This window comes from Neptuniibacter sp. PT8_73, from assembly GCF_047778045.1.
In the GTDB taxonomy this organism is placed as follows: Bacteria; Pseudomonadota; Gammaproteobacteria; order Pseudomonadales; family Balneatricaceae; genus Neptuniibacter.
In genome coordinates, this window is record NZ_CP180545.1 from 35,865 (window position 1) to 59,955 (window position 24,091).

22 protein-coding genes are annotated in these 24,091 nt (G+C 45.3%); 11 read left to right on the forward strand and 11 right to left on the reverse strand.

The window, feature by feature from the left end; genetic code table 11:
• Nucleotides 1–21 precede the first annotated feature (21 nt).
• The 3 genes from hemF to ACMXYN_RS00175 all read left to right on the forward strand — a co-directional run bounded on the left by hemF (nucleotide 22) and on the right by ACMXYN_RS00175 (nucleotide 4,289).
• Nucleotides 22–936, forward strand: coding sequence for an oxygen-dependent coproporphyrinogen oxidase (gene hemF, locus ACMXYN_RS00165; protein WP_415892951.1), 915 nt, complete (start codon nucleotides 22–24; stop codon nucleotides 934–936).
• 9 nt (nucleotides 937–945) lie between these two features.
• The gene (aroE, locus tag ACMXYN_RS00170) at nucleotides 946–1,773 is read left to right on the forward strand and encodes a shikimate dehydrogenase (RefSeq protein WP_415892952.1); all 828 of its coding nucleotides are present in this window, start codon (nucleotides 946–948) and stop codon (nucleotides 1,771–1,773) included.
• Nucleotides 1,774–1,898: 125 nt separating this feature from the next.
• Nucleotides 1,899–4,289, forward strand: coding sequence for a Lon protease family protein (locus ACMXYN_RS00175; RefSeq protein WP_415892953.1), 2,391 nt, complete (start codon nucleotides 1,899–1,901; stop codon nucleotides 4,287–4,289).
• A 189-nt stretch (nucleotides 4,290–4,478) separates the two neighbouring features.
• Here ACMXYN_RS00175 and ACMXYN_RS00180 read toward each other — a convergent pair whose 3' ends face one another.
• The 3 genes from ACMXYN_RS00180 to ACMXYN_RS00190 form a co-directional block, all read right to left on the reverse strand.
• The gene (locus ACMXYN_RS00180) at nucleotides 4,479–5,588 is read right to left on the reverse strand and encodes an LbtU family siderophore porin (protein WP_415892954.1); all 1,110 of its coding nucleotides are present in this window, start codon (nucleotides 5,586–5,588) and stop codon (nucleotides 4,479–4,481) included.
• A 258-nt stretch (nucleotides 5,589–5,846) separates the two neighbouring features.
• Complete coding sequence (locus ACMXYN_RS00185) at nucleotides 5,847–6,479, reverse strand: hypothetical protein (RefSeq protein ID WP_415892955.1); 633 nt, start codon at nucleotides 6,477–6,479, stop codon at nucleotides 5,847–5,849.
• Nucleotides 6,457–6,999, reverse strand: coding sequence for a gamma carbonic anhydrase family protein (locus ACMXYN_RS00190; RefSeq protein WP_415892956.1), 543 nt, complete (start codon nucleotides 6,997–6,999; stop codon nucleotides 6,457–6,459). Before ACMXYN_RS00190 ends, ACMXYN_RS00185 begins: the two co-directional genes overlap by 23 nt.
• 118 nt (nucleotides 7,000–7,117) lie before the next feature.
• On the opposite strand from ACMXYN_RS00190, the gene prlC reads away from it, so the two are divergent.
• The 3 genes from prlC to ACMXYN_RS00205 all read left to right on the forward strand — a co-directional run bounded on the left by prlC (nucleotide 7,118) and on the right by ACMXYN_RS00205 (nucleotide 10,457).
• A complete protein-coding gene (prlC, locus tag ACMXYN_RS00195) occupies nucleotides 7,118–9,154 on the forward strand; it encodes an oligopeptidase A (RefSeq protein WP_415892957.1) in 2,037 nt (678 codons plus the stop codon).
• 5 nt (nucleotides 9,155–9,159) lie between these two features.
• The gene (locus tag ACMXYN_RS00200) at nucleotides 9,160–9,429 is read left to right on the forward strand and encodes a YheV family putative zinc ribbon protein (protein ID WP_415886406.1); all 270 of its coding nucleotides are present in this window, start codon (nucleotides 9,160–9,162) and stop codon (nucleotides 9,427–9,429) included.
• Nucleotides 9,430–9,596: 167 nt separating this feature from the next.
• Complete coding sequence (locus ACMXYN_RS00205; RefSeq protein WP_415892958.1) at nucleotides 9,597–10,457, forward strand: DMT family transporter; 861 nt, start codon at nucleotides 9,597–9,599, stop codon at nucleotides 10,455–10,457.
• Between the two features lie 22 nt (nucleotides 10,458–10,479).
• Here ACMXYN_RS00205 and znuB read toward each other — a convergent pair whose 3' ends face one another.
• From znuB to ACMXYN_RS00220, 3 genes are read right to left on the reverse strand one after another with little or no spacing between them, the layout of a single operon-like run.
• Nucleotides 10,480–11,268, reverse strand: a complete 789-nt coding sequence (gene znuB / locus ACMXYN_RS00210; protein ID WP_415892959.1) for a zinc ABC transporter permease subunit ZnuB — start codon at nucleotides 11,266–11,268, stop codon at nucleotides 10,480–10,482.
• The gene (gene znuC / locus ACMXYN_RS00215; RefSeq protein WP_415892960.1) at nucleotides 11,268–12,047 is read right to left on the reverse strand and encodes a zinc ABC transporter ATP-binding protein ZnuC; all 780 of its coding nucleotides are present in this window, start codon (nucleotides 12,045–12,047) and stop codon (nucleotides 11,268–11,270) included. The genes znuB and znuC overlap by 1 nt, the downstream gene beginning before the upstream one ends.
• Nucleotides 12,047–12,535, reverse strand: a complete 489-nt coding sequence (locus tag ACMXYN_RS00220; RefSeq protein WP_415892961.1) for a Fur family transcriptional regulator — start codon at nucleotides 12,533–12,535, stop codon at nucleotides 12,047–12,049. Before ACMXYN_RS00220 ends, znuC begins: the two co-directional genes overlap by 1 nt.
• Nucleotides 12,536–12,601: 66 nt before the next feature.
• Between ACMXYN_RS00220 and ACMXYN_RS00225 the strand changes: the two genes are divergently transcribed.
• Nucleotides 12,602–13,486 (forward strand): zinc ABC transporter substrate-binding protein, encoded by an 885-nt coding sequence (locus ACMXYN_RS00225; protein ID WP_415892962.1) that lies wholly within the window; start codon nucleotides 12,602–12,604, stop codon nucleotides 13,484–13,486.
• On the opposite strand, the gene ACMXYN_RS00230 is transcribed toward ACMXYN_RS00225, so the two are convergent.
• The 3 genes from ACMXYN_RS00230 to ACMXYN_RS00240 all read right to left on the reverse strand — a co-directional run bounded on the left by ACMXYN_RS00230 (nucleotide 13,483) and on the right by ACMXYN_RS00240 (nucleotide 17,185).
• Nucleotides 13,483–13,911 (reverse strand): response regulator, encoded by a 429-nt coding sequence (locus tag ACMXYN_RS00230; protein ID WP_415892963.1) that lies wholly within the window; start codon nucleotides 13,909–13,911, stop codon nucleotides 13,483–13,485. The genes ACMXYN_RS00225 and ACMXYN_RS00230 overlap by 4 nt on opposite strands.
• A 138-nt stretch (nucleotides 13,912–14,049) precedes the next feature.
• Nucleotides 14,050–16,161 (reverse strand): putative bifunctional diguanylate cyclase/phosphodiesterase, encoded by a 2,112-nt coding sequence (locus ACMXYN_RS00235; RefSeq protein ID WP_415892964.1) that lies wholly within the window; start codon nucleotides 16,159–16,161, stop codon nucleotides 14,050–14,052.
• 22 nt (nucleotides 16,162–16,183) lie between these two features.
• Nucleotides 16,184–17,185: an ABC transporter substrate-binding protein gene (locus ACMXYN_RS00240; protein ID WP_415892965.1), complete on the reverse strand. Its 1,002-nt coding sequence runs from the start codon at nucleotides 17,183–17,185 to the stop codon at nucleotides 16,184–16,186.
• 224 nt (nucleotides 17,186–17,409) lie between these two features.
• Here ACMXYN_RS00240 and ACMXYN_RS00245 point away from each other — a divergent pair, with 224 nt between their 5' ends.
• Nucleotides 17,410–18,594 (forward strand): EAL and HDOD domain-containing protein, encoded by a 1,185-nt coding sequence (locus ACMXYN_RS00245; protein ID WP_415892966.1) that lies wholly within the window; start codon nucleotides 17,410–17,412, stop codon nucleotides 18,592–18,594.
• 17 nt (nucleotides 18,595–18,611) lie between these two features.
• Here ACMXYN_RS00245 and ACMXYN_RS00250 read toward each other — a convergent pair whose 3' ends face one another.
• Nucleotides 18,612–20,258 carry an ATP-binding protein gene (locus ACMXYN_RS00250; protein WP_415892967.1) on the reverse strand — a complete coding sequence of 549 codons (1,647 nt, stop codon included), beginning with the start codon at nucleotides 20,256–20,258 and terminating at the stop codon, nucleotides 18,612–18,614.
• A gap of 17 nt (nucleotides 20,259–20,275) precedes the next feature.
• Entirely contained in the window at nucleotides 20,276–21,844 is a 1,569-nt protein-coding gene (locus ACMXYN_RS00255) for an HD domain-containing phosphohydrolase (protein ID WP_415892968.1), read from the reverse strand.
• Between the two features lie 294 nt (nucleotides 21,845–22,138).
• On the opposite strand from ACMXYN_RS00255, the gene ACMXYN_RS00260 reads away from it, so the two are divergent.
• The 3 genes from ACMXYN_RS00260 (at nucleotide 22,139) to ACMXYN_RS00270 (ending at nucleotide 24,053) form a co-directional block, all read left to right on the forward strand.
• Nucleotides 22,139–22,756: a hypothetical protein gene (locus ACMXYN_RS00260; protein WP_415892969.1), complete on the forward strand. Its 618-nt coding sequence runs from the start codon at nucleotides 22,139–22,141 to the stop codon at nucleotides 22,754–22,756.
• A gap of 125 nt (nucleotides 22,757–22,881) precedes the next feature.
• Complete coding sequence (locus ACMXYN_RS00265) at nucleotides 22,882–23,385, forward strand: DsrE family protein (protein WP_415892970.1); 504 nt, start codon at nucleotides 22,882–22,884, stop codon at nucleotides 23,383–23,385.
• A 71-nt stretch (nucleotides 23,386–23,456) separates the two neighbouring features.
• Nucleotides 23,457–24,053, forward strand: coding sequence for a DUF2799 domain-containing protein (locus ACMXYN_RS00270; RefSeq protein WP_415892971.1), 597 nt, complete (start codon nucleotides 23,457–23,459; stop codon nucleotides 24,051–24,053).
• The last annotated feature ends 38 nt before the right edge of the window (nucleotides 24,054–24,091 follow it).

Genomic DNA, 24,091 nt, shown 5'->3' on the forward strand with positions numbered 1-24,091 from the left:
ATAAATATGTGAGTGAGTACTATGTCCGCACCTAATATTGACGCTGTAAAAGAGTACCTTTTGGGGCTGCAAGATGCTATTTGTGATGCCTTAGAGCAGGCTGATGGCGAAGGAAAATTCTATCAGGATGAGTGGCAGCGAGAAGAAGGCGGCGGCGGTCGGACTCGCGTCCTAGATAAGGGTGCAATTATCGAAAAAGGTGGCGTGAACTTCTCTCATGTCTTCGGTGATAAGTTGCCAGGATCTGCAACAGCACACCGACCTGAATTAGCAGGTCGTAGTTTCCAGGCAATGGGTGTGTCTTTGGTTATTCACCCACATAACCCTTATATCCCAACTTCCCATGCCAATGTTCGTTTCTTCATTGCGGAAAAAGAAGGTGAAGAACCAGTATGGTGGTTCGGTGGCGGTTTTGACCTGACGCCTTACTACGGTAACGACGAAGATTGTAAATTCTGGCATCAGACAGCAAAAGAAGCCTGTGATCCATTTGGTGATGATATCTACCCACGTTTCAAAGAGTGGTGTGATGAATACTTCTACTTGAAGCATCGTGACGAGCCTCGTGGTGTAGGCGGTCTTTTCTTCGATGATCTCAATGAGCTTGGTTTCGAGAAGAGCTTCGGACTGATGCAGTCGATTGGTAATGCTTACACTAAAGCTTATGTGCCAATTATCGAGAAAAACAAAGATCGTGAATACGGTGAGCGTCAGCGTGACTTCCAATTGCACCGCCGTGGCCGTTATGTCGAGTTCAATCTAGTGTTTGACCGTGGCACTCTATTTGGCCTGCAATCTGGTGGACGTACTGAGTCTATCTTGATGTCTTTACCGCCTGAAGTGCGTTGGGGCTACGACTGGAAACCTGATGAAGGTACTGAAGAAGCGGTGCTGTACGAGCGTTATTTGAAGCCTCGTAACTGGCTGGAAGTGTAAGGGCGGATTATGACTGATCGTTACGCTGTATTCGGTAATCCGATTAAGCACTCTAAATCGCCACAAATCCACGCTGCATTTGCATCGAGTACAGATCAGGATCTGACCTATGAAGCGATCTGCGTACCTGAAGATAATTTCGAAGGTTACGTTTCTGACTTCTTATCGGGTGATGGTCGTGGTCTGAATATTACTATTCCGTTTAAGCAGGAAGCTTGGTCTTTAGCTGAAGTTAGAAGTCCGCGTGCCGAATTGGCGGGTGCGGTAAATACCTTGTACCGCGATGACCAAGGCCGCTTGTGTGGTGATAACACCGATGGTGTTGGCATGGTGCGTGATATCGTACGTAACAATGACGGCACGATTGAAGGCAAAAAGGTGCTTATCCTTGGGGCTGGTGGTGCTGTACGTGGCGTCCTACAGCCGGTTTTGGAGCAAAATCCTGAGCTGTTAGTTATCGCTAACCGTACTGCTTCTAAAGCCGAAGAGCTTGCAGGGTTGGTTGCCGATCTTGGTAACGTATCGGGTGGTGGTTATGATGAGTTAGCAGGTCAAAGCTTTGATCTGATCATCAATGGCACTGCTGCAAGCTTGCAGGGTGAGATCCCTCCTCTTCCGGAAAATGTACTGGCACAAGGTGCTTGGTGCTACGACATGATGTATGCCGCAGAACCAACCGCTTTTTGTGTTTGGGCGACTGAACAAGGGGCGGAAAAGTCCATTGATGGCCTAGGTATGTTAGTGGAGCAGGCTGCGGAATCATTCAGAATCTGGCGTGGTTTGGACCCAGACTCTAAAACCGTTATCTCTGATATCCGTGCAGCAATAACTGTTTGATTTTAATACAACAGTCGCTTTATAAATTTTATCAAAGCAGACTTGCATGGGGCTCTCTCGCGGCGTATAACTGAAATACGAACACTGCATAGTGTTAACTTTTCAGTCTGCTGCGGGAGTACCTTATGGTAACGGAAACCCGACTATCTACTGAGCAGCTTTATTTTCGCTGCGATCCTGAATTACTACCTTTCAAAAACACGTCTACGCTTGAACCGTTCACCGGATTCTTTGGCCAAACCCGTGCCATTGAGGCGATGGATTTTGGTATCGGTATGCGCCGTCCGGGCTATAACTTGTTTGTGATGGGTAATCCGCATACCGGACGTTTCTCCTTTGCGATGGAGAACCTCAAGACCACGGCGAAAAAAGAGAAAAAGCCGGGTGATTGGGTTTATCTGAACAATCTAAAGGATAATCGTAATCCATTAGCGATCCCCTTCCCTGCTGGCAAGGCTCAGCAGTTTAAGCGTGATATTAAGAATATCATCGAAGCGGTGTTGTCAGAGATGCCAGCTGCCTTTGAGAGCCCTTCTTACCAGCGTAAGAAGAGTAAGATCGAGCGTGAACTTAACCGCTATTACGATCAGGCGATAGAAGGCGTTGAGCGCGAAGCCCGTGAGCACAGCATTGCGGTTTACCGCGATGCGGGCAGTATCGGCTTTACTCCGGTTGCCGAAGGGCAAGCGATGGACGAGGCGGTCTTTTCGCAGTTACCTGAAGAGATTCGTGATGGTTTTACCAAGGCGATCTCTGATCTTGAAGATAAGCTAAACGAAGCGCTCACAGGTCTACCGCAGTGGCGACGTGAAGCAGCAGAAAAGCTGAAGAATCTCGATCGTGATACCACTCGACAGTCGATCTCCCCGCTTTTCCAACCGTTGAAAGATAAGTACGCCAATATCGCGGCGGCGACTGATTATCTGTCAGAGATGGAAACGTCGTTAGTTAAAAACTGCGCTGAAATTGTCGGTGATGAAAAGCTGATCGAGCCACTCACCGATGCCAGTCGCCGCGCTTATTTAGAAAGTAATTATGGCGTAAACCTGCTTGTGGATAACGATAAGGTTAAGGGTGCTCCTGTTGTTTACGAAGCGCACCCTAGCTATGAGAACTTGTTTGGGCGTGTAGAGTACACATCTGAAATGGGCGCTCTTTCTACGACCTATAAGCTTATTCGCCCTGGTGCCCTACACAGAGCGAATGGTGGCTATCTGGTACTGGAAGCTGAGAAGTTGCTGGAGCAGCCTTTTGTTTATGGGGCGCTAAAACGCGCGCTGAAATCTCATGAGATCAGAATTGAAAGCCCCGCCAGTGAATATGCCGGCATTAGCACAATCACCTTAACGCCGCAGGCAGTGCCACTTTCAGTGAAAATTGTGCTGATCGGTGCGCGCAATATCTATTATCTCTTGCAAGAGCTTGATCATGACTTTGAGAAGATGTTCAGGGTTGTTGTTGATTTTGATGAGGATGTAAAACGAACACCTCAGTCTATCCGGCATTATGCACGCTTGATGAAAACGCTGGCCGATGAGGAAGGCTTAGCTCCGCTGACACGTCGAGCAGTGGCTCGTTTGGTCGAGCATAGTTCGCGTCAGGCTGAAGATCAGGAGTTATTATCCGCTCATATTGGCGAGCTGGTTGATCTGCTTTGTGAAGCTGACTTCAAGCGGGTCAAAGAGGAAGACGAGCTGATCAACGCTGATCATGTTGAGATGGCGCTGAATGCGAAAGAACGCCGAACCTCTCGGATGTCTGAAAAGATCGAAGAAGGCATTCTTAACCAAACGGTTTTGATCGATACCCAAGGTGAAGCTGTCGGTAAAACCAACGGTCTAACGGTACTGCAAGTGGGTGATGTCGCTTTCGGTACACCTGCGCGTATTACAGCAACGGTTCACCCGGGTAATCGCGGTATTGTGGATATAGAGCGTGAGGTTGCCTTAGGCCAGCCGATCCACTCAAAAGGCGTTTTGATCCTATCGGGCTTCTTAGGCCATCAATATGCGCAAGACTTCCCTTTGGCGATCTCTGCCAGTATCGCCTTGGAGCAATCATACGGTTATGTAGATGGTGATAGTGCTTCGCTAGCAGAGGTTTGCACCCTATTGTCGGCGTTGACGCATATGCCGATTAGTCAGAGTTTTGCGACTACGGGGTCGATCAACCAGTACGGCGAAGTACAGGCCATTGGTGGTGTCAACGAGAAGATAGAGGGTTTCTTTAATCTCTGTAAAACGCGCGGCCTAACTGGTCAGCAAGGGGTCATTATCCCTAAAGCTAATGTGCGCAATCTGATGCTCAAAGAAGAGGTTGTCGAGGCTGTTAAAGAGGGGTTATTCTCTGTCCATGCGGTTGGTCATGTGGATGACTGCTTAGAGATTTTAATGAGTAAAAAGCCAGGTAAGCGTAAGGCTGATGGTACGTTTACGCAACGTAGTATTAATGCTCAAGTAGTAAAGCGTTTACGGGAAATTTCTTCGGCAAAGCTAGACGCTAAGTCGGAAAAATAAAGTGCGGAAAAGCTCCTTCTAAAGGATTTAATTCCATAGGAGCGTTCCCTGCCAAAGTGATAACAGATATCATTAACAGTAATGTTTACAGAATATCTGTCTGTACAGAGTATTGTGACGACCAGCGCTGATGATTGAAGGGGGATTCAGCGTTGGTCAGTCACATTTTAACAACTTGCTAAGCCCTGCTTAGAAAGTCGTTGTTACCGCAACATTCAGGATATCGCTATCTGTGTCGCTGTAAGCTTCTTCGCGAACATATTCCGCAGTCACTTCAGCATTTTCGCCTAGAGAACGCGTTACACCTAACGCTAAACGCTTTTCAGGTAGTTCGTAGTCGATGCCTGCTACATCATCGATATCTTCAGCTTCGTCAGATTCGCTGTAACCTAGGAAAAGCGCACCGTCAGCACCTAGGATCTGTGTACCGTAGCCAGCACCTAAGTGTAGGAAGCTCGGCTCGCCCGCTAGGTTAGATTTACCTAGCTGGATATACTCAGCAAACAACGCCAAGTCATTGGCTTCAACCAATGCATTTACGCGCCACGCATCGATTTTTTCAGTTAGACCGCCTAGCTCAGAGAAAGGGCCTGCCGTGTTCGCTACATCAGTTACATAGCCTGCACCTAGAGAAACACCGTTACTGAATGTAGTGCCTAAGTTAAGACCTAACGTATCTAAACCTTCGTTGCCTTCTGCAGAATTATTAAGCACGTAAGTGTCTAGCTGAATTATCTCATTTTGGTAGCTCAGCATCGCTAGACCTTCTTTTGCATCGAAAATGTCGAAAGCAATTGGGTCTGTAAATGCTGCAGAATCACCAACTAGTAGAGGGTGAGCGGCTTTACCTAGTGTGAAGCTTAGAGGATTATCTTCAGAGCCAATCACTACGTAAGCTTCAGCAAGGTCCAGTTTCTCGTCTGCAGATAGGTATTCGATTAGAGTAGACACTTTAACGTTTTCGTTAATATCAGCAGAGATTTCAAGTTCGAAGGTATCAACTAAAACATCACCAACACTGTTTTCGCCATCAGTCTCAACTTGCTGTGCTAGCAAGGTTACTTCGCCACCTACGCTAACGTTCTCTGCGAAGCCACCGTTTGATGGAGTAGCTGCAACTTGAACTTCAGTTTTTTGCTCTAGTTTTTGCGTTGTTGCTTGTTGGGCAGCAAGCTGAGCTTCAAGTTGTGCGATGCGTGCTTTCATTGCCGCTAACTCTTTAGCTACATCTGTTGCAAAGGCTGGTGTTGCTGATGTAATTGCAGCCGCAACCAGTGTGGCGATCGTGGTCTTTTTCATGTTGTTCCCTTCTATTAAGTTGTTAACAGCCTTGTTTGCTACATGCGTTCACTCATCTCAGCAAATAAGACGTCGTAGTTTTTAAATGTTCTTAGTCGGTTCAGAAATTGGCAGCTTATTTTCTGAGTCAAATAGATATCCACAGGCGCTTAACCTGCTGAAAATAAGGCTCAGAATGTAAAGAGTGTAAGGTATTGGCGGGTGATACTAATGCTATTGATAACTATTATCAACTGGTGTCTGAATTATAACCAACAACTACTCTTCAGGATCAGCGCCGGTTAGCCAGTTATCCACAGGCGTAACCCAAGCGGGTTCAGCGTTAGCACCAAACCAAGAGTCCACAGCAAAGGCTTTCTGATTATCTAGCTGCACTATGGTGGCGCTGTTATGGGGCGCATTTAACGTGAAGGGGCCACGGTGAACATTTCCGCCAGGTCGGTGGAAATGTAAGAGGTTCATCTGCTGTAAAATTAAAAGATAACGAGTTGTATTGAGGCTCTCAGCGACACAATCCAATTGATTTGAACGGCTGATAAAGGAGGTGTTATTGGCTGCTTGATCGCCAAAAGTTCGTAGTTTCGGGCCGGTGATTTTTTCAAATAGACCGATGCCAGTAGCAATCTTTAAACGCTCTTGTTCAGCAGTGATTGCTGGTGGTGAGAAATGCTGACGAACTTGATCAAGCTCGTCAGCTTCAAATTGAATCGAAGATCTTCGATCACAACCAAAGCTTTTACAGAGGGAATAGCGTTTCCCCTCCTCCGTATTGGATACCTTTACCTCATAGGCTTTAACCCAAGCGGTAGGTGAACTTTGGATGTTGTAGCCACAACCGCTCGAAAGTAGTGCGGCTAGGATCAGGCTGTTAGCCTGCGTAATCTTCTTCAAGGTGCTTGTCCTTAAGCTTTACATAGTTTCCAGCAGTATAGCTGAAGAAGGAGCGCTCTTTCTCTGTAAGAGCTCGTTGTTGTTTAGCTGGACGGCCTACATAAAGGTAGCCGCTTTCCAGTGTTTTACCCGGTGGGACTAGTGAACCTGCGCCGATAATGACTTCGTCTTCAACAATAGCGCCATCCATAACCATCGCACCCATGCCTACTAAAACTCGGCTACCAATTGTGCAGCCGTGTAGCATAGCTTGGTGTCCAATAGTGACGTCATCCCCAATGATCAATGGGAAGCCGTCTGGGTTATAGGGACCAGCATGGGTGATATGTAGAACAGAACCATCTTGCACGCTGGTACGTGCGCCAATACAAATGCGGTGCATATCGCCACGAATTACGGTGAGCGGCCAGATCGAGCAATCGTCACCAATCTCGACATCTCCAAGCACTACCGCGCTAGGATCAACAAAAACCCGCTCCCCTAGTTTGGGAGTGAAGCCTTGATAAGTACGTACATTCATAATTGTTGCTCGCTAGAAATTGGGAAGTATCTATTATGAAATAGCTTAGGGGAATTGAAAAATTAAGATTTAGTCCCATGTATTAGGAACGATATCTCGCCGATGGAGCTAGCTTTATATGAGTAACCCAATGCTTGAACCACAGTTGTTACCAGCATTTAGTCAGATCAAACCTGATCAAATCGAAGCCGCAATCGATCAATTGCTGGCAGACAGCAGAGCAACGGTAGAACGCATTCTGCAGGAACTGTCCGTGCCTAGCTGGGATTCTCTAGTTGCCCCTCTCGAAGAGATGAATGACCGTTTAGCTAAAGCGTGGTCGCCTGTTTCGCACATGAACTCGGTTGTGAACAGTGATGAGCTGCGTGATGCTTACAATGCGTGCTTACCTAAACTGTCCCAGTACTGGACAGAGATGGGTCAGCATCAAGGTCTCTACCAAGCATTTAATCAGCTTGCCGAAAGTGAGCAATTTGCTCAGCTAAGTGAAGCGCAGCAGAAAGTAGTCAACAATACTCTACGTGACTTCCGTCTATCCGGTATCGCTCTGAAGCCAGAAGAACAGCAGCGTTACGCTGAACTGCAACAGAAGCTGTCTGAGCTGACGACTAAGTTCTCTGAAAACGTCATGGATGCCAGCGATGACTGGAGCAAACTACTGACCTCAGAATCTGATCTTGCGGGCCTGCCGCCTATGGCGTTAGCCGCGGCAAAACAGATGGCTGCAGCGAAAGAGCAAGAGGGTTGGTTGGTAACGTTGGACTTCCCTTCTTACCTAGCGACGATCACTTATGCGGATGATCGTGAACTACGTAAAGAGATCTATACCGCCTTCTCTACCCGTGCTTCTGATCAAGGCCCGGGCGAAGGTAAGTGGGATAATACAGACGTTATCTCTCACCTCTTAGAGCTACGTTTAGAGCTGGCGCAGTTGCTTGGTTTTGGTAACTACGCTGAATACTCGTTAGCGACAAAAATGGCTGAAAACACTGATCAAGTTGTGCAGTTCTTGAATGATCTTGCTGAGAAAAGTCTACCTGTCGCTAAACAAGATTTTGAGCAGCTGTGTGAGTTTGCGAAAGCTGACTTTGGCGCAGAAGATCTGCAAGCATGGGATCTAGCTTACTACGGGGAGAAACTGAAGCAGGCGAAATACTCTATTTCTGAAGAGCAGATCCGTCCTTACTTCCCTCTTCCCAAGGTATTGGAAGGCCTGTTTGCGGTTACCGGTAAACTATTTGATATCGAAATGCGTGAAGTCGATGAGTTCGACCGTTGGCATGATGATGCGCGTTTATTTGAAATTAGCCGCAATGGTGAAGTGATCGCTCGTTTCTTTATGGATCTTTATGCTCGTGAAAAGAAACGTGGTGGCGCTTGGATGGACGATTGCCGTGTACGTCGTCGTCTAGATGATGGCTCTCTGCAGTTACCCGTGGCTTATCTGGTATGTAACTTCAGCTCTCCAGTAGGAGATGATCCAGCCCTACTGAATCACAATGAAGTGACCACCCTATTCCATGAATTTGGCCACGGTTTGCATCACATGCTGACCCAAATCGAAACGGCTGACGTAAGTGGTATTAATGGCGTTGCTTGGGATGCGGTTGAGCTACCAAGTCAGTTCCTAGAGAACTGGTGCTATGAGCCAGAAGCGCTGGCATTGATCTCTGGTCACTATCAGACAGGTGAAACGCTACCGCAAGAACTTTTGGACAAGATGCTGGCGGCGCGTAACTTCCAGTCCGGCATGATGATGGTGCGCCAGTTGGAGTTCTCTCTATTCGATTTCCTTTTACACCGTGATTACCAGCCGGGAGAAACGGTTGTTCAAGAGGTTTTGAATAAAGTACGTAGTCAGGTAGCCGTGATTACCCCGCCTGCGTTTAACCGCTTCCAGCATAGCTTTAGCCATATTTTTGCAGGCGGTTACTCTGCGGGTTACTACAGTTATAAATGGGCAGAGGTTCTATCGGCAGATGCATTCTCCCGTTTTGAAGAAGATGGCATCTTTAATACAGATACTGGTGCAGATTTCCGTAAGAACATTCTAGAAATGGGCGGTTCTCGCGAACCGATGGAGCTGTTTGTAGCGTTCCGCGGTCGTGAACCGCAAGTTGATGCACTACTTCGCCACAGTGGAATTACCGAGTAATTAAAATGACAGTTATTAAACGATTTATAGCGGGTGCTGTTTGCCCACGATGCGGTGAGATGGATTGTATTCGCACTTACCGTGATGAAGAGCGTGAGTACAAAGAGTGCGTGCGTTGTGATTACGAAGATTCCATGCGTTTAGATGGTGAACCAGATACCGCTGTAGAAGAACTGGAAACACGCGTCAATCGTGAAAATAAGCCTGAAATTGAGGAAGGCGCGCAGCCCCTGATGTTTACGGCAAACCCCGGTGCAAAACGGAAAGATCACTAATATAAAATAGGGGCTTAAAAGCCCCTATTTTTTTGTAACTCTTTAGATAATACCTATTTGGTAATCGTTTACCGGTAAACCAATTTCCTGATCGATGATCACCTCGTTTACTGAGGCTTATCTGGTATGATCCCGCTTTCTCAATCTACGTTTCAAAGTCTAAAGCCATGTTTATAACTGCCGTGCCCATCGCTATTCGCTATATGCTGCTATCCGCGCTTGGTTTTGCCTTGATGGCTGCCTGCGTTAAAGCTGTGTCGGGTTATGGCATTCCGGTTTTGGAAATAGTGGCTGCTAGGGCTCTGGTGTCCTTAGGTTTAAGTTACTTAGATGTTAAACGTAAACGCATCTCTATCTGGGGGCAGCATAAGCTGCTCCTGCTGGCGAGGGGGGTTGTGGGTGCTTTGGCTCTAGTTTGCGTTTATTATTCTGTCACGACCCTCTCATTGGCTGACGCAACGGTATTGCAGTACACCTATCCAGCATTTACAGCTGTCTTAGCTTTGTTGTTTTTGGGAGAGCGGATCAAGCTGGCTACGATGCTGTGTATGTTGCTCAGTTTTGTCGGGGTTATTGTGATGATGCGACCGGGTGAAGCGGGATTAATTGGTTTGCCAATGTTAAGCCTGTTCGCCGCGTTAGCGGGGGCTTTAGGGAGTGCCATCGCTTATGTGATCGTGCGTAAACTGAGTCAAACGGAAGATAGCTCTGTCATTATCTTTTATTTCCCGCTGGTGGCGTTACCAACCTCGTTGCTGCTGTTGGGCAGTGACTTTGTCATGCCTGGAATGGAAGCGTTGTTCCTACTGCTGTTAGTGGGTGTATTTACTCAAGTTGGACAGATTGGATTAACTAAAGCGATGGCAGCAGAAGAGGCGGGCAAGGCGAGTGCTTATGCTTATGTTCAGGTGATCTTCTCTGCGGTTTTGGGTGTTATCTTTTTTGAAGAGATTCCGACTTTGTGGACGATTATTGGCGGCTGTTTGATTCTGGCAGGTGCGTTAATCAACGCCTTATGGAAGCGTTGATTAACACATCTGTTACCACTAGCTAAATCGCTCGGCGTAAAGGCAACGTGTAAAGCAGAACAAAAATCAGTAGGGATACCACCACAACCGATGGACCGGCAGGGGTATCGAAATGCCATGATAGCCCTAAGCCACCACCTACTGACAAACTACCGACGACAGCGGCACCAATTGCCATCTGCTCAGGGCTTTGGGCTAAGCGTCTTGCGGCTGCTGCAGGAATAATTAGTAGAGACGTTATTAGCAGTAAGCCAACAATCTTCATAGCTACTGCGATTATGACAGCGATCAACAGCATCAAGGCTAGGCGTGTCCAGGCAACATTTACCCCTTCAACATGAGCAAGCTCTTCATTGATGGTGATCGCCAAGAGTGGTTGCCAGAGGAGTTTTAATAGTACCAGCGCGAGGAGGCCACCTCCGTAGATCCAATAAAGATCTTCGACGCCGACAGCAAGTAGATCACCAAACAGATAGGACATCAGATCTACCCGAATCTCTAGCAGAGAGACGGCCACTAAGCCTAAAGAGAGCGAGCTATGAGCCATAATCCCCAACAGGGTATCTGTGGCTACCATCCGTTGTCTTTGCATCGCGACCAAAATAAGGGCGAGGGCGACACAACAGAAGATTACGGCTAGGTTGAGGTTTACTTGCAGCATAAAGCCTACAGAAACCCCGAGCAGAGCTGAGTGAGCTAAAGTATCACCAAAATATGCCATACGACGCCACACTACAAACGAACCTAGTGGGCCGGCAATAACCGCTACACCAATGCCGCCTAGCAACGCATATAAAAGAAAATCAGGCATTAACAACCGCCCTTACAATCGTGATCGGGAATAACATCGCCATGATCATCGTGGCGATGGTTATGGTGGTGGCTATAAACGGCTAACTGCTCGCTACCTTGTATGCCAAACAGCTCGGTAAATGATGGGTCATTGGTGACATGTTCTGGGTGACCAGAACAGCAAACATGATGATTAATACAAACTACATGATCTGTTGCTGCCATCACTAGATGAAGATCATGACTGACCATTAACACGCCACAACCACGTTCATCACGGATGCGCGCAATCAAGTTATACAATTCTAACTGGCCGTTAATATCTACCCCTTGTACAGGTTCATCTAACACCAGCAGATGAGGATCACGGAGTAGGGCGCGGGCAAGTAAAACACGTTGCATTTCACCGCCTGACAGATTGTGTACCGCCTGCTTAAGTAATTTTTCAGCGCCAACATCATTCAATGCTGCCAATATTTTTGCAGGGTCTTTACACTGAGTGGTTCGTAGGAAGCGATCAACTGTCAGAGGGAACGTATTATCGATCTGTAACTTCTGCGGCATGTAACCTATGCGTAGGCCATCTTCCTGCCACAAACTGCCGCTATCAGCTTTTAGTAGGCCGAGCACAACACGGACTAGGGTTGTCTTTCCCGCTCCATTCGGGCCGATCAGTGTAGTGATACAACCACGATGAAGCTCGGCGTTAATATCTTGTAAAACGTGCTTTTGACCAAAGGAAAGGTTGATATTTTCGAGTTTGATCAGCGGCTCATGTGTATGTAGCGTAGGACTCACTAGGCTGCACTCTGTTGGCAGCTTGGGCAGACACCCAGTACTTCAATCGATTGTTTCTCGGGTTTAAAACCTAAGCTATCTGCTTGTTTCTGGATATCTTGGCTAACCTTTCGTGTATCAATTTCTACTGCGTTATTGCATATACGGCAGATCAGAAAGGAGCCTTCATGATGATCACTTGGGTGTGGGCAGCCGATATAAGCATTCAACAAAGCGATACGGTGAACTAAGCCTTGTTCCTGCAAAAAATCCAGCGCTCGATAAACTGTAGGCGGTGCTGAATTAAAGCCAGCAGCGGCTAGTTCGGGTAGAAGCTCATAGGCACCAAGCGGCTTGTGGCTCTGCCAGATAGTCTTTAAAACCAGCTCGCGAATAGGCGTAAAACGTAGGTTACGCTCATTACAAAGCGAGCGTGCATCTTCCAGTGCTTGCTCAATACATCCATGGTGATCATGTTCAGGATGAAAGGCTAGATCAGTATGTGCCATAGCATTCTTACCCTATAAGTTTGTGTTATATTGTAACCCTTAATCTTCAGAGATGTATTGCGAAAGATGAAAAATATTACCTTACTTTTTTTAACGCTTTTTGCTGCGAGTACAGTGACTGCTGATCAACCGATTCAGGTGGTAGCGAGTGTTAAACCATTACAACTAGTTGTTGAAGGTGTGGTAGGTGAATTAGGGGAGGTTGATTCCTTGATCCCTGCGGGCAGCTCACCGCACCATTACTCGTTAAAGCCTTCTGATTTACGTAAGCTACATACTGCTGATCTAGCGGTTTGGGTTGGACCTGATATGGAGCAGTTTTTAAGCAAAACATTAGAACGTTCCAAGGTGCCAACCGTACAACTTTTGGAAGGTTCAGGTGAAGGACATCACGATCATCATGACCACCACGATCACGATGAACATGATCATCACAACCATGCAGTCGATCCTCACGTTTGGATGGACCCGGTCAAAATGCTGAAAGCTGCAGCAGAGATCAAAAAAGCCTTAGTGAAGTTACACCCAGCACAGGCGGAGAAATTAAACAGCAATTACCAACAATTTGCGGCAGATATTTTGGCTACTGATCGTGCAATTCAAACCCAGCTAACGCCTTTAAGAGAGCGCGGCTTTATCGTATTCCATGATGCCTTTGCGCCTTTTGTGGAGCATTACGATATGAATCAGCGTGGCTACTTCACGGTTGATCCAGCGCGTGCGCCGGGCGCGAAAAAACTACGAGCAATTCAAACTTTGCTGAAGGATGACCAAGTCGGTTGTATCTTTACTGAACCGCAGTTTGAAGCGAAGGTTATCAAGCGTATTGTGGCTAAGCAGCCAGTGAAACTGGGTAAGCTTGATCCGTTGGCAATCGATATTACTTCTGAACAGGGGTATACAGGTTTCCTAAAGCTGCTCGCGAATAATATGGAAACCTGTCTGCGTTAAGCGTAAGAGATATCTACAGGGTGTTCTAGTAGATCGTTAATGCGCGCGCACAGAGATGAGGGTTGATAAGGTTTGACCACATAACCATCAACCCCGACCGTAATGCTTTCATGGATTAAATCGGTTTCGGCATGGGCGGTCAGCATTACAAAAGAGACCTTCTCTAGACGTTGATCTGCGCGGACTTGGCGCAGTAACTCCATACCGTTCATCTCTGGCATATCCCAGTCACATATCACCAGATCAATATTCATCAGCTTTAAGCGCTTTAGTGCTTCTTGGCCATTCGGGCTTTCTACAAACTTACGAAACCCCATCTCTTTAAGAGTGGTACGAGTGATCATGCGCATGGATTGCATGTCATCGACGATCAAAACTACGGCTTTTTCTGGTGCAACGGTGATTTGGCGCTTTTTATTAGTCATAATTTACAAAACTACTCTAAAGCCTAGAGATAATGAAAGATCTAACCCGCTGATAATACTTGGCTTTTAGGTTAGGCCCAACAGCAAATACCACTAAAAGTGATTTTTTTGATTCGGTTAAATTTGAATCAATGTTACTTAATGTTCTTCCACCATGTTTTTCTGGTTTAAGCCCAAATAGCGTTTTTCAAATTCGTTAGCGGTCATTGGTTTTCCAAATAGATAACCTTGTACCTGATTGCAGCCTTCTGTTTTTAATATATCGATCTGATCTTGCTGTTCGACCCCTTCGGCAATGACCGTTAACTTAAGGCTGTTACCCAGAGCGATAATCGCTTGGCAGATAGCATAATCATCAGAATTTTCATCTAACCCATCAACAAATGACTTATCAATTTTTAACTTGGTTAGGGGTAAACGTTTGAGATAGGAGAGTGACGAATATCCGGTGCCGAAATCGTCCAATGCTAAACGTAAACCATGACGTTTCAGTTGATTAAGCTGCTGAATTGCCTCTTCAGGATCATTTAGTACGCAGCTTTCGGTAATTTCCAACTCGAGTAGTTGAGGTGGAAAGTCTGTCTTGTTCAGAACACTTTGCACCTGTTGTGGCAATTGCTGGTGTTCAAATTGTTTTGCAGAAATATTAACGGCTAGAAGTAGATCTGCAGCGCCTTGATCTAACCAGATTCTTACCTGCTGGCACGCTTGTTCGAGCACTTGAGTTCCTAACTGCTGAATTAGCCCTTTCTCTTCGGCTAACGGAATAAACTTATCCGGTGTGATTAACCCTTGTTTCGGATGACGCCATCTGACTAAAGCTTCGACACCCATCAGTTGATGAGAGGTGATATCAAACTGAGGTTGGTAGTAGACGGATAACTGTTTATGTTTTAACGCCTCTCGAAGATCGCCTTCTAGCTCTAACCACGTTAGTGCATGCTGGTTCATGCCTTTATTGTAAAAATTGAAGCAGTTTCCCCCAGCCTTTTTTGCTTGATACATGGCAGTATCGGCATTTTTCATCAACTCAATAGCTTCAGTACCATCGTTAGGATAGATGCTGATACCAATACTGGCGTTTAGATATAAGGTGTGGCCATCATATTCATAAGGAGCTTCCAAACTGGCGATTAATTTACGGGCCAGCTCTGCTGCATCATCCTGTTGATAAAGCTGGTCAATAATAACGGTAAATTCATCCCCGCCAATACGAGCTAACAGATCGGAGCGACGTAGGGATTTAATAAAGCGATTAGCCATTTCAACTAAAACCGCGTCCCCGGTACTGTGGCCTAAGGAGTCGTTTATCTGTTTGAACTTATCCAGATCGATAAAAAAGATAGCGGCTAAGGTTTGATGATCCCGACAACGTTGTATGGTGAGGTCTAAGTTACGCATAAATAACGAACGGTTAGAAAGGCCGGTAAGACTATCCTGCTCCGCTAAACGTTTTAAGGTGTGCTTTTGTTTTTCTAATTCTGATGTGCGCTTAGATACCTCAGTCTGCAATTGATCGATAGAAACGGTGCTGTGTTCAAGCTGTTCGGTCATTTCGTTAAAGTGAGCCGCTAAATTCCCGATTTCATCGCTTAGCTCAGCTTCAATCCGGCAACTTGTATTGCCTTGCGCAAGTTCCTGTATTCCGGTTTCGATCTGTTCTAATCGTCGGCGAAAGAGGCGTAAAGTGAGGAATGTCGCGATTGCAATTAAGATGGCTAAGCTGATCAATACGGACTGAATAATTGCTGCTTTTTGTTGTATGTACTGCTGTGCATTGGTCAGAGCGCGGTGTTCTAAGCGAAAACTTTCCTCACTCATACTCAGAAGTGTTGTATCTAAGCGGTCGAGTAGATAATTGTGGCTATTGAGCCTATTTACGGAGAGCTTCGGTGTGCTGTGTACGTAGGTCATGCGCTTGTAAAGCGAACTAATACTCTCGTTTTGATGGCGTAAGCTTTGAATGTAGGTTTGCTCATCCGGCCCAAAAGGTTCTAACTCATCTAAATAGGTCTGAAGCTGCCTTTGAATACGGAACCCACGCTCAATAGATTCAAGATCTTTGTAGCGTTCATGTAATCTAAATTGGCTACGAAGGGCATTCGTTTCAACTTGGATGCGAGAAATAGCATCCACACGCTTAAACAGGTCTGTTCTGTGTGCATCCATCCAGCCCAAACCAAGTAACATACTTAAGCAAAGTAGGACGGTAAGAAGCGTTAAGATAATCAGCCTAGTTCTTATGGTCATAACTAGAGTTTTGTCCTCTGACTTACAACGAAGATGCGTGTGGATCTATTTTTTGTAGCGCAGAGGCATCAAAAAATTGGATAAAGTCAGGAGCGGTTTCACTGATGACTAACTGCGATTCAATGGCCCAACGTGCTTGTTGTTCAATCGAGCTTACTTGCGATTGATTTAATGACAGCTTGAATAGATAGTCCTGCCAGATCCAATCAATAAAGGCCTGACTCAATTGCAGCTTTTCCCGGAGAATCATCTGAGAGTTTTCAGGATGTTCTGCAATGTAGTGCACGGCTCTGTTTAGTGCTGCGAGAACCTTCTGGTCAATTTCTATGTTTCGGGAATTACCCTTTAAGCCAACCAGATTAAAACTGAGGTTATAAAGCCCTTTGGTATCTAGAGGGCGAGCTGGATTATTTCTATTGGATGCAGAGGTGAATGCAAAAGGTTCCCAAACTGATATGGCTGAGACCTCTCCTAAACTTAATGCTTTAGGAAGGTCGACTACGCTGTAAGCTTTGGTCATTACTTTATTTGGATCAACGCCTGATAGGGTTAGCCATGTATGTAGAAAGTATTCGCTGGCACTGCCCTTAACAATGCCAACTGTTGTTCCTATTAAGTCGTGCGCTTTGTTGAAGCCACTGCCGGATAAACTCATCAATTTAATGTCGTTATCGGACTCTACAAAGCTACTGAGTACGGTAAAGTGATCATGCTTAAAACCATTGAACATAATGACCGAGTTGGAGATTGTTGCGAGATCAACCTCTTTGTTGAGTAGAGAGGTAAAACACTTGGTGCCTCCCGCTAAAGATATGAGTTCGGCATTAACACCTTCTGCTTTAAAGAAACCCTGTTTATCCGCAATATAAAATGGCGCGGATAAAGGGGTGGTAGAAACAGCAATGCGTACAGAAGGTAGTGCTTTTTTGGTTAATACTTGCGAGTCAGATGACTGGTAACCGAAGAACAAGATAGCAACGACTACGATGGCTAAGGCGATCCCCGCCTTGATGAATCCATTCATGTTGTCCTCAAGACGCTAATTAAAACGGTGATTGAAGGTTTATTGAATTAACTAATGTTTAGTATTTGCTCAGAAATGGCAGAGCGCAAGGCTCTAAGGGCATTTTCGCTATTAATTGTAGGGAAATTGTAAAAGCTATTGCTTAGGATCAATAGCTTTGGGTATTTAGCTTATTTTGGCATGGGATTAGAATGGGGAAGTAACGTTTTGAATAAAGGGATGAGATGAATCAGCCGGTACTTTTTTCTAGGCAGCCGATTTTTGATGCGCATTTAAATACTTATGCTTACCAATTGGTTTCTGCTTCCGAGCACAGTGATGCAGAGCACCACGGCTCTGATACTGCGGAAGTGGTTGTTAATGCGTTCAGTAATCTCCTAGATAATGGCCATGTGAAGTGCCTTCCTGCTTGGGTTAAGGTCGATGCTTCTTGGTTGTACGATGCTCAATTCCCAGATTTACCGGTTGAATCACTAGTACTTGATTTAACCTCTGAGGCCTTGTCTGTCTCTAACTTAGCAGAGATTTTGAGAGATCTGACCGTTAAAGGCTACCGTGTCTCTATGCCTGCAGACTTTGATGTAGCTCTACATCAGTTCGCCCACATCATCAGGCTAGATTGCCAACAATATAGTGCTGATGAGCTGGTCGGCCTTGCGAAGACGATCAAACAGCAACGGGGTATCAAATTGTTGGCAGAAAATGTCGCTAGCTTTGAGCAATATAACTGTTGTAAAGCCTCGGGGTTTGATCTGTTTATGGGCTGGTTTTTTGCTGAACCGCAGTTGGTGAGTGGACGGAAGTTAGCACGAAATGAACTGGTGATGTTTCAACTGATCGGGGAAGTGAACAGACCTGAAGCGACTGTCGATTCCATTGAACAGATCTTACAACGCGATCCAGAACTCGTCGCAAGTCTACTAAAACTAGTGAATTCTGCCGCTTTGGGTGGTCGTCGCACTATTTCTAGTATTTCTGAAGCGGTGATCAATATCGGTTTAACCGAACTAAAGAAATGGGTACTTTTGTTCGCACTTTGTCACAACAAACAAGTGCCGAATGAGTTGATCGGACTGTTATTGATCAAAGCGAAGATGTGCCAGTTGATGACTGCCAAGCATAACCATGTGGACTCAGGCACAGCTTTTATGACCGGGCTCTTGTCGGGGATAGATGCTGTGTTGGGTATTCCTCTGCATGAACTGTTGGAACAATTACCTGTTCAAGTTGAGGTGAAACGGGCGGTACTAGGTGGGAATAACCCTTTGGGCAAACTTCTTGCTCAAACTGAAGCCTATATCAGGGCGGACTGGGATCAGTTACCTAAAGGGGAAGAGTTTCATTTCGTGGCGGATTGTTATACCAAATCCGTGACCTGGAGTTCTAATCTGCTGCAAGAACTCAGTTAACATGGTGCCTATTTGGCTTAAGCTAGCTGTTCAGGAGCGTTGTGCTCCTTAGCTTCTAGAGGCATAGTTACGCGAATGTGGAAGCCCGGCTGATCAGCATTAATTAGTTCGATCCTTCCGCCTAATTGCTGTGAGACAATATTAAACACAATCGACATGCCTAAACCACTGCCACCTTTCCCTCTTTTAGTGGTGAAAAATGGCTCGAAAAGCTTTTTGCTCTCTTCTAACGACAGACCACGACCATCATCGTGGTATTCCATCATGGCATTCTGTTCATCTGCATAAGCGCGAACTTTTATGTTGCCACCCTCTTTGCCTTCAAACCCATGTATGGTCGAGTTATTGATCAGATTACTCAAGATATGATGAAGCGCGCCAGGATAGCTGTTTAAGTTTATATCTTCAGGCATATCTAAATGGAAGTTTACATTCTGATGTTTGTACTGTGGATAGATGGTTTGAATCGATGACTCAAGGTAGGTTTTGAGATTGAATTGCTGTTTTGCATCGAAACTCTGGTCGGTTGCGATCAATTTAAAGCTAGAGATTAGTTTGCTGGCTTTAATTATATTCGCTTCAAAGAGCGTACTGGATTCATCTATACCATCTAAGAAATCGGTTAAGTCTGACTGTGTCAATTTGCCTTCAGTGAGTTTTTTTCGAATATCTTTACTATGTTCGCCTTGAAAGCTAGCTGCTGTTCGGCATACGCCTATGGGTGTATTAATCTCATGAGCTACGCCTGCCACCATATTTCCCAAAGCGGCCATTTTCTCGGTTTCTACCAGCAGATCTTGAGCGGAACGAAGTTCGGTCATTGAATCTTCTAACTGCTGTGTACGTTCTTTAACTTTATCTTCCAATGTCTCCTTATACTCGCGCTCAGTTTCGAGCAAGGCATCTCTTTGCTCTACTAAGCTTTGTAGATGAAGCTTGTTTTCATTGAGCTCTTGGTAGGAGTTATAGATGCTATCTCTCATCTCATTAATGCTGATTGCAACGGTATCGATCTCATCATATTTTTCAGGCGGATTTCGCTTATTTAACGATAGCGGCTTGGATAGTGTGAATACGTCCATATCACGGAGGTAGGTCGAAATAGCTTGTAGGTGCCGAGTAATATGCAGCCAAACTACAAGCAGAATAAACCCTGCGACCAAAAACGTTTTGATACCGTTACTGATCAGGATTACCCCCGCTTTGCTGATCAAACGGTTATAAACATTATCTATACTGGCGGTTACGCGAAGTTGACCAATATTTTGAGTATTGATACCTGGAGCACTGTATTCAAGGGGTAGATCGATTGTGCGATTTGCGCGTGAAATAGGCTTGCCTTGCTCCCAGCTTGTTTCACCGTCGACCAAAATAGAAACATATTCAATATCCGGAAGTTGGCTAAGTCCGACCAACTGGGTTTCTATCTGAGAATCATCCAAAGACCACACGCTTAGAGTGATCGCTTGTAGGTAGGACGTTTGTATATTGTTGAATTGCTGCTCAATTCGGCTGATATCAGCATGGTAGTCCAGAGCAAGCTGCAAGCTGGTGCTAAAAAGGGTGAAAAATGAGCTAAATACAATGATCAGAACCGCAAAACGCTTACCCAGTCGACCTGAGATTATCTTGGATGAAACTTTCTTTGGTGAGGTTTCAAACATAGCTTCTGTGGCATCCGTTAATCAGGGAAGCGTTCACATATTTGCAAAATCGCATCCAAGTTTTTTTGGAATAATGCAATCAACTGAGGATCGAACTGTTTACCGCTTTGCTCCTCAAGCAGGGCGAGAGTTTCTTCTAAAGGCCAATCCTCTTTGTAACAGCGTTTGCTATTGAGTGCGTCGAAAACATCAGCAACAGCAGTGATTCTGCCCGAGAGTGGAATTTCATCTCCAGACAGACCTCTCGGATAGCCTGTGCCGTCCCATTTCTCATGGTGTGTGCCTGCAATGCGAGCAGCTAATTGAAATATAGGCCTTTCTGAGCGACTTAGCATGGTTTCGCCGATCTCTGCATGGGTTTGCATTACCTGCCACTCATCAGTGTTGAGTTTGCCTGGCTTGTTCAGAACTGCATCTGGAATAGCGATTTTACCTAGGTCATGTAGAGGCGAGGCTAAACGCATATTTTCTACAAACATCTGATTGGTGCCATAAGCTTCTGCAAGCAAAGCTGATATTTCAGCGACGCGCTTAACATGCCCGCCAGTTTCCTTCGATCTCCTTTCGACCGCTTCCCCTAAAATGTAGATCAGCTCTGCTTGAGTATCTTGAATTTCTTCTTTGAGTAGCAAGGTGTGGTAGGTCGCGATCACATCAGCACTAAATATTTCTAAAAGGTGCTTTGCATGCTCATCAATATCATTGTGGTGTTTGATATAAAGCAAGCTTTCGGTGCCAGAGATACCTGAATGGTAAGCAATATAGCCATCATAGGTATGAATTGAACGTTTCTCCCTTAATGCTTGGCTAAAAACCTTCTGTAATTCCTCGGGTAACTCATCCTCATGATACTGAGTCATCGCTGATTCAATGCTGTCTTCTATCGCTGTTTCTTGAAGTAAAGGTTCTAACGCGCCAGTGGCTGCAAGCACTGTAAAGTGGGTGGCATCTCTGTAAATTCGGCGTGTGCAGCAATAGATAGAGTCTGGCTCAAAATTTAGTAATGAGATCAGTTGGTTGAGAATAGCTGAAGCTAATCTACTGAGAGAATTTACTTGATTGATCTGGCCTATGGCATGAATCACGGTTTCTAGTGATTTACGTTGGCGATCAATGGTTTTGATATCACGATAAGAGCGAAGGGAAGAGTAGATCAGAGTTTTAAGCTTTGTTCCTGTTAACTCGGTTTTATCTTTGTAGTCATTGATATCGTATTCTTGGATTACTTGTTCTTCTGGGGCTTGTCCCGGTTGGCCAGTACGCAGAACAATACGGGTCATATGGTTGGAAAACTCATCTCTTATGGTCCGCACCAGCTTTAAGCCTGCGTCATCGGTTTCCATGACAACATCAACTAACGCAAGGGCAATATTGGTACCATGCTTTTCACAGAGTTCTCGGGCTTCTGTGGCTGATTGAGCTTCGAGTAATTCTATGGGGCGGTTGTCAAAGGTAACGTTTTTTAGAACGAGGCGAGTCACACGATGCACGCCCTCCTCATCATCTACGATTAGTACTTTCCAAGGCGATATTCCTTTATCTGGAACTGACGATTCTTCAGCGGCGAAAAGTAAAGTGTTGGTCATCGCATCTTCCTGCTACTACTAAGAGGGTGTGACTTACCCTGAGTAAGTGTAGCCCATACCTAACAATAGGATAGGCTTGGTTGCTATGTCGGACGAATTACCTTTTCTTGCATACTACCCTCATCCATACTTAATTGTGAACAAAAAATCACCAGTATGTTTTGGCATAAACCCGAATAAACTTATTAAATAGTTAATACACGTGGGTTAAATCAGTACCCAAGTACCATGGTTAATTAGTAGGTGCTGAATAAACTGAGATTTAAAGGAACCTCCGAGTAAAACTGGCATCAAATGCGTACAGCTATTATTCGTAGGCTTATCAACATTACCGGTGGGGAGGTAAGTATGTTGGGTCGTGTTCGGAAAGAATTAGTGGCGTTATCAGCCGGTTTCTTGCTTATGTCAGGGGGCTTGCATGCTGCACCATTAGACGGCAAAAAAGATATCTTGTTAGTGGATAAAAAAGGTGAGTCTATCGTAGTAGGGACAGTGCATTTTAAGCCAGATGAGTCTGGCAGCCACTACGAGCTTCACATGGATCACGCTAAATTTCGTGATTATTTTCTCTCAATGAAAGAGATGAAATGTCTAGAAGGCCCGGAATTATGGTGCCATCTAGCTTACCCCTATAAACAACCCAATAGGGTCACGCAGGCTGATCTAAGCTGGTTGTCTCATGATTTGATGTTCATGTTCAAGAAAAAAGAGGAGTTTGGCGCCAACTTCTGGAACGGTATCTACTACCACATGCAGGTTGAAGGTGATGAAATTCGAGGTGAAGCGCAAGCCGTAGATTTGAATGTGCTGGCATCACCGCCTGATGATCTTAACGTACCGCCTATGAATGAGGGTGAACGTGATGAAATCGACCGTACTAAGCGTTGGTTGCCCGATCTGATTATCCGTTAATAATTCTTTTGCCGTGTAAATCAGAGCTTATTTTTTTATTGAAAACCGGAGGTGAGATACCACCGGTTTTTTTGTTACTGTTTAGGACACGGTTTCGCATAAATTTATGGAATAAAGAGGGTCTTATGCATAAGTGTTTACAAGGGATAAAGTTCGTTTGTTTTCTGCTGCTCTTTACGATCACCAGCATCAATGCGGAGCAAAAATATAATGATGCAGCGGCACTTAATGGTATTGAGCAAGCCAAAGGGGTATTTCTGATTGACTTTAAAACGGCTAAAACCACTGCGTTCTACATGGATTTAATCGTGGGAACTTACGATGGTTTTAAACTTCAGGGCGTTGAGCCAGAGATTGTCGTAGTTGTCATTGGCCCAACCGCGCAGTTTTTAAGCCAAGAAGCCAAGCCGGAATTGGCATTTGAATATGAAGAATCTTTTGATTCGATTCAGCAGAGCATCAAGGCTTTAGCAAAGCGAGACGTCCGCATAGAAATCTGCGCTATCGCTACAGATGTGTTCAACGTTGATAATGACAAACTACCTCAAGAACTCGATGTCGTTGCTGACGGCTTTATCTCACTGATCGGTTGGCAGACACAAGGCTACAAGTTAGTACCGGTCTTTTAGCTTAGCACCAGTCGTTTTGTGTTCAGCTTGAGTCAGTTAAGTTTATTTATTTCATTGAAGGTTTACCTGTTATGCGTCCATTGATATTGGCATCGTTGTTGTTAGTTCTGTCCGGCTGTGCCAGTTTAAGCCAAGAAGAGTGCCTGACGGGCGACTGGCAAGGTATTGGCTATAGAGATGGTCTGCAGGGGAAAACGGAAGCCTATCTGGCTGAACATCAGTCGGCTTGCTCCGAATATCTGGTGAGCCTGAATATTGATGATTACCTGCGAGGCCGAAAAGAGGGACTGAAAAGCTATTGCCAGCCTGATAATGGCTATCGTTTGGGCCGCCAAGGTGCTGAATATGCTTACGTTTGTCCGGCTGAATTAGATACTGCTTTCGTAGTCAAATACCAGCAGGGCCGAGAGACTTACCAGCAAGAGAAAGCAGTTAAAACCCTAGAGGCTGAGATTCGTAAAAACAAAGCTGAGCAAACCAAGCTAAAAGATAAAATTATCAAAACGGAAACTAAGTTGGTAGCAGATGGAAAAAGCCGAAGTAAGCGTCAGCGTCTATTAGATGATCTTAAGGATATGGAACAGCGCTTACCTAGCTTAAAAACGGAGCTTTTCCGTATGGAGATGCAGCTGCAACGGGAAAAATCAGCACTGCAAGATTTACTTTAAATATTAGCAGTCTACAGTTTTCTTTAGACTGTTAATCT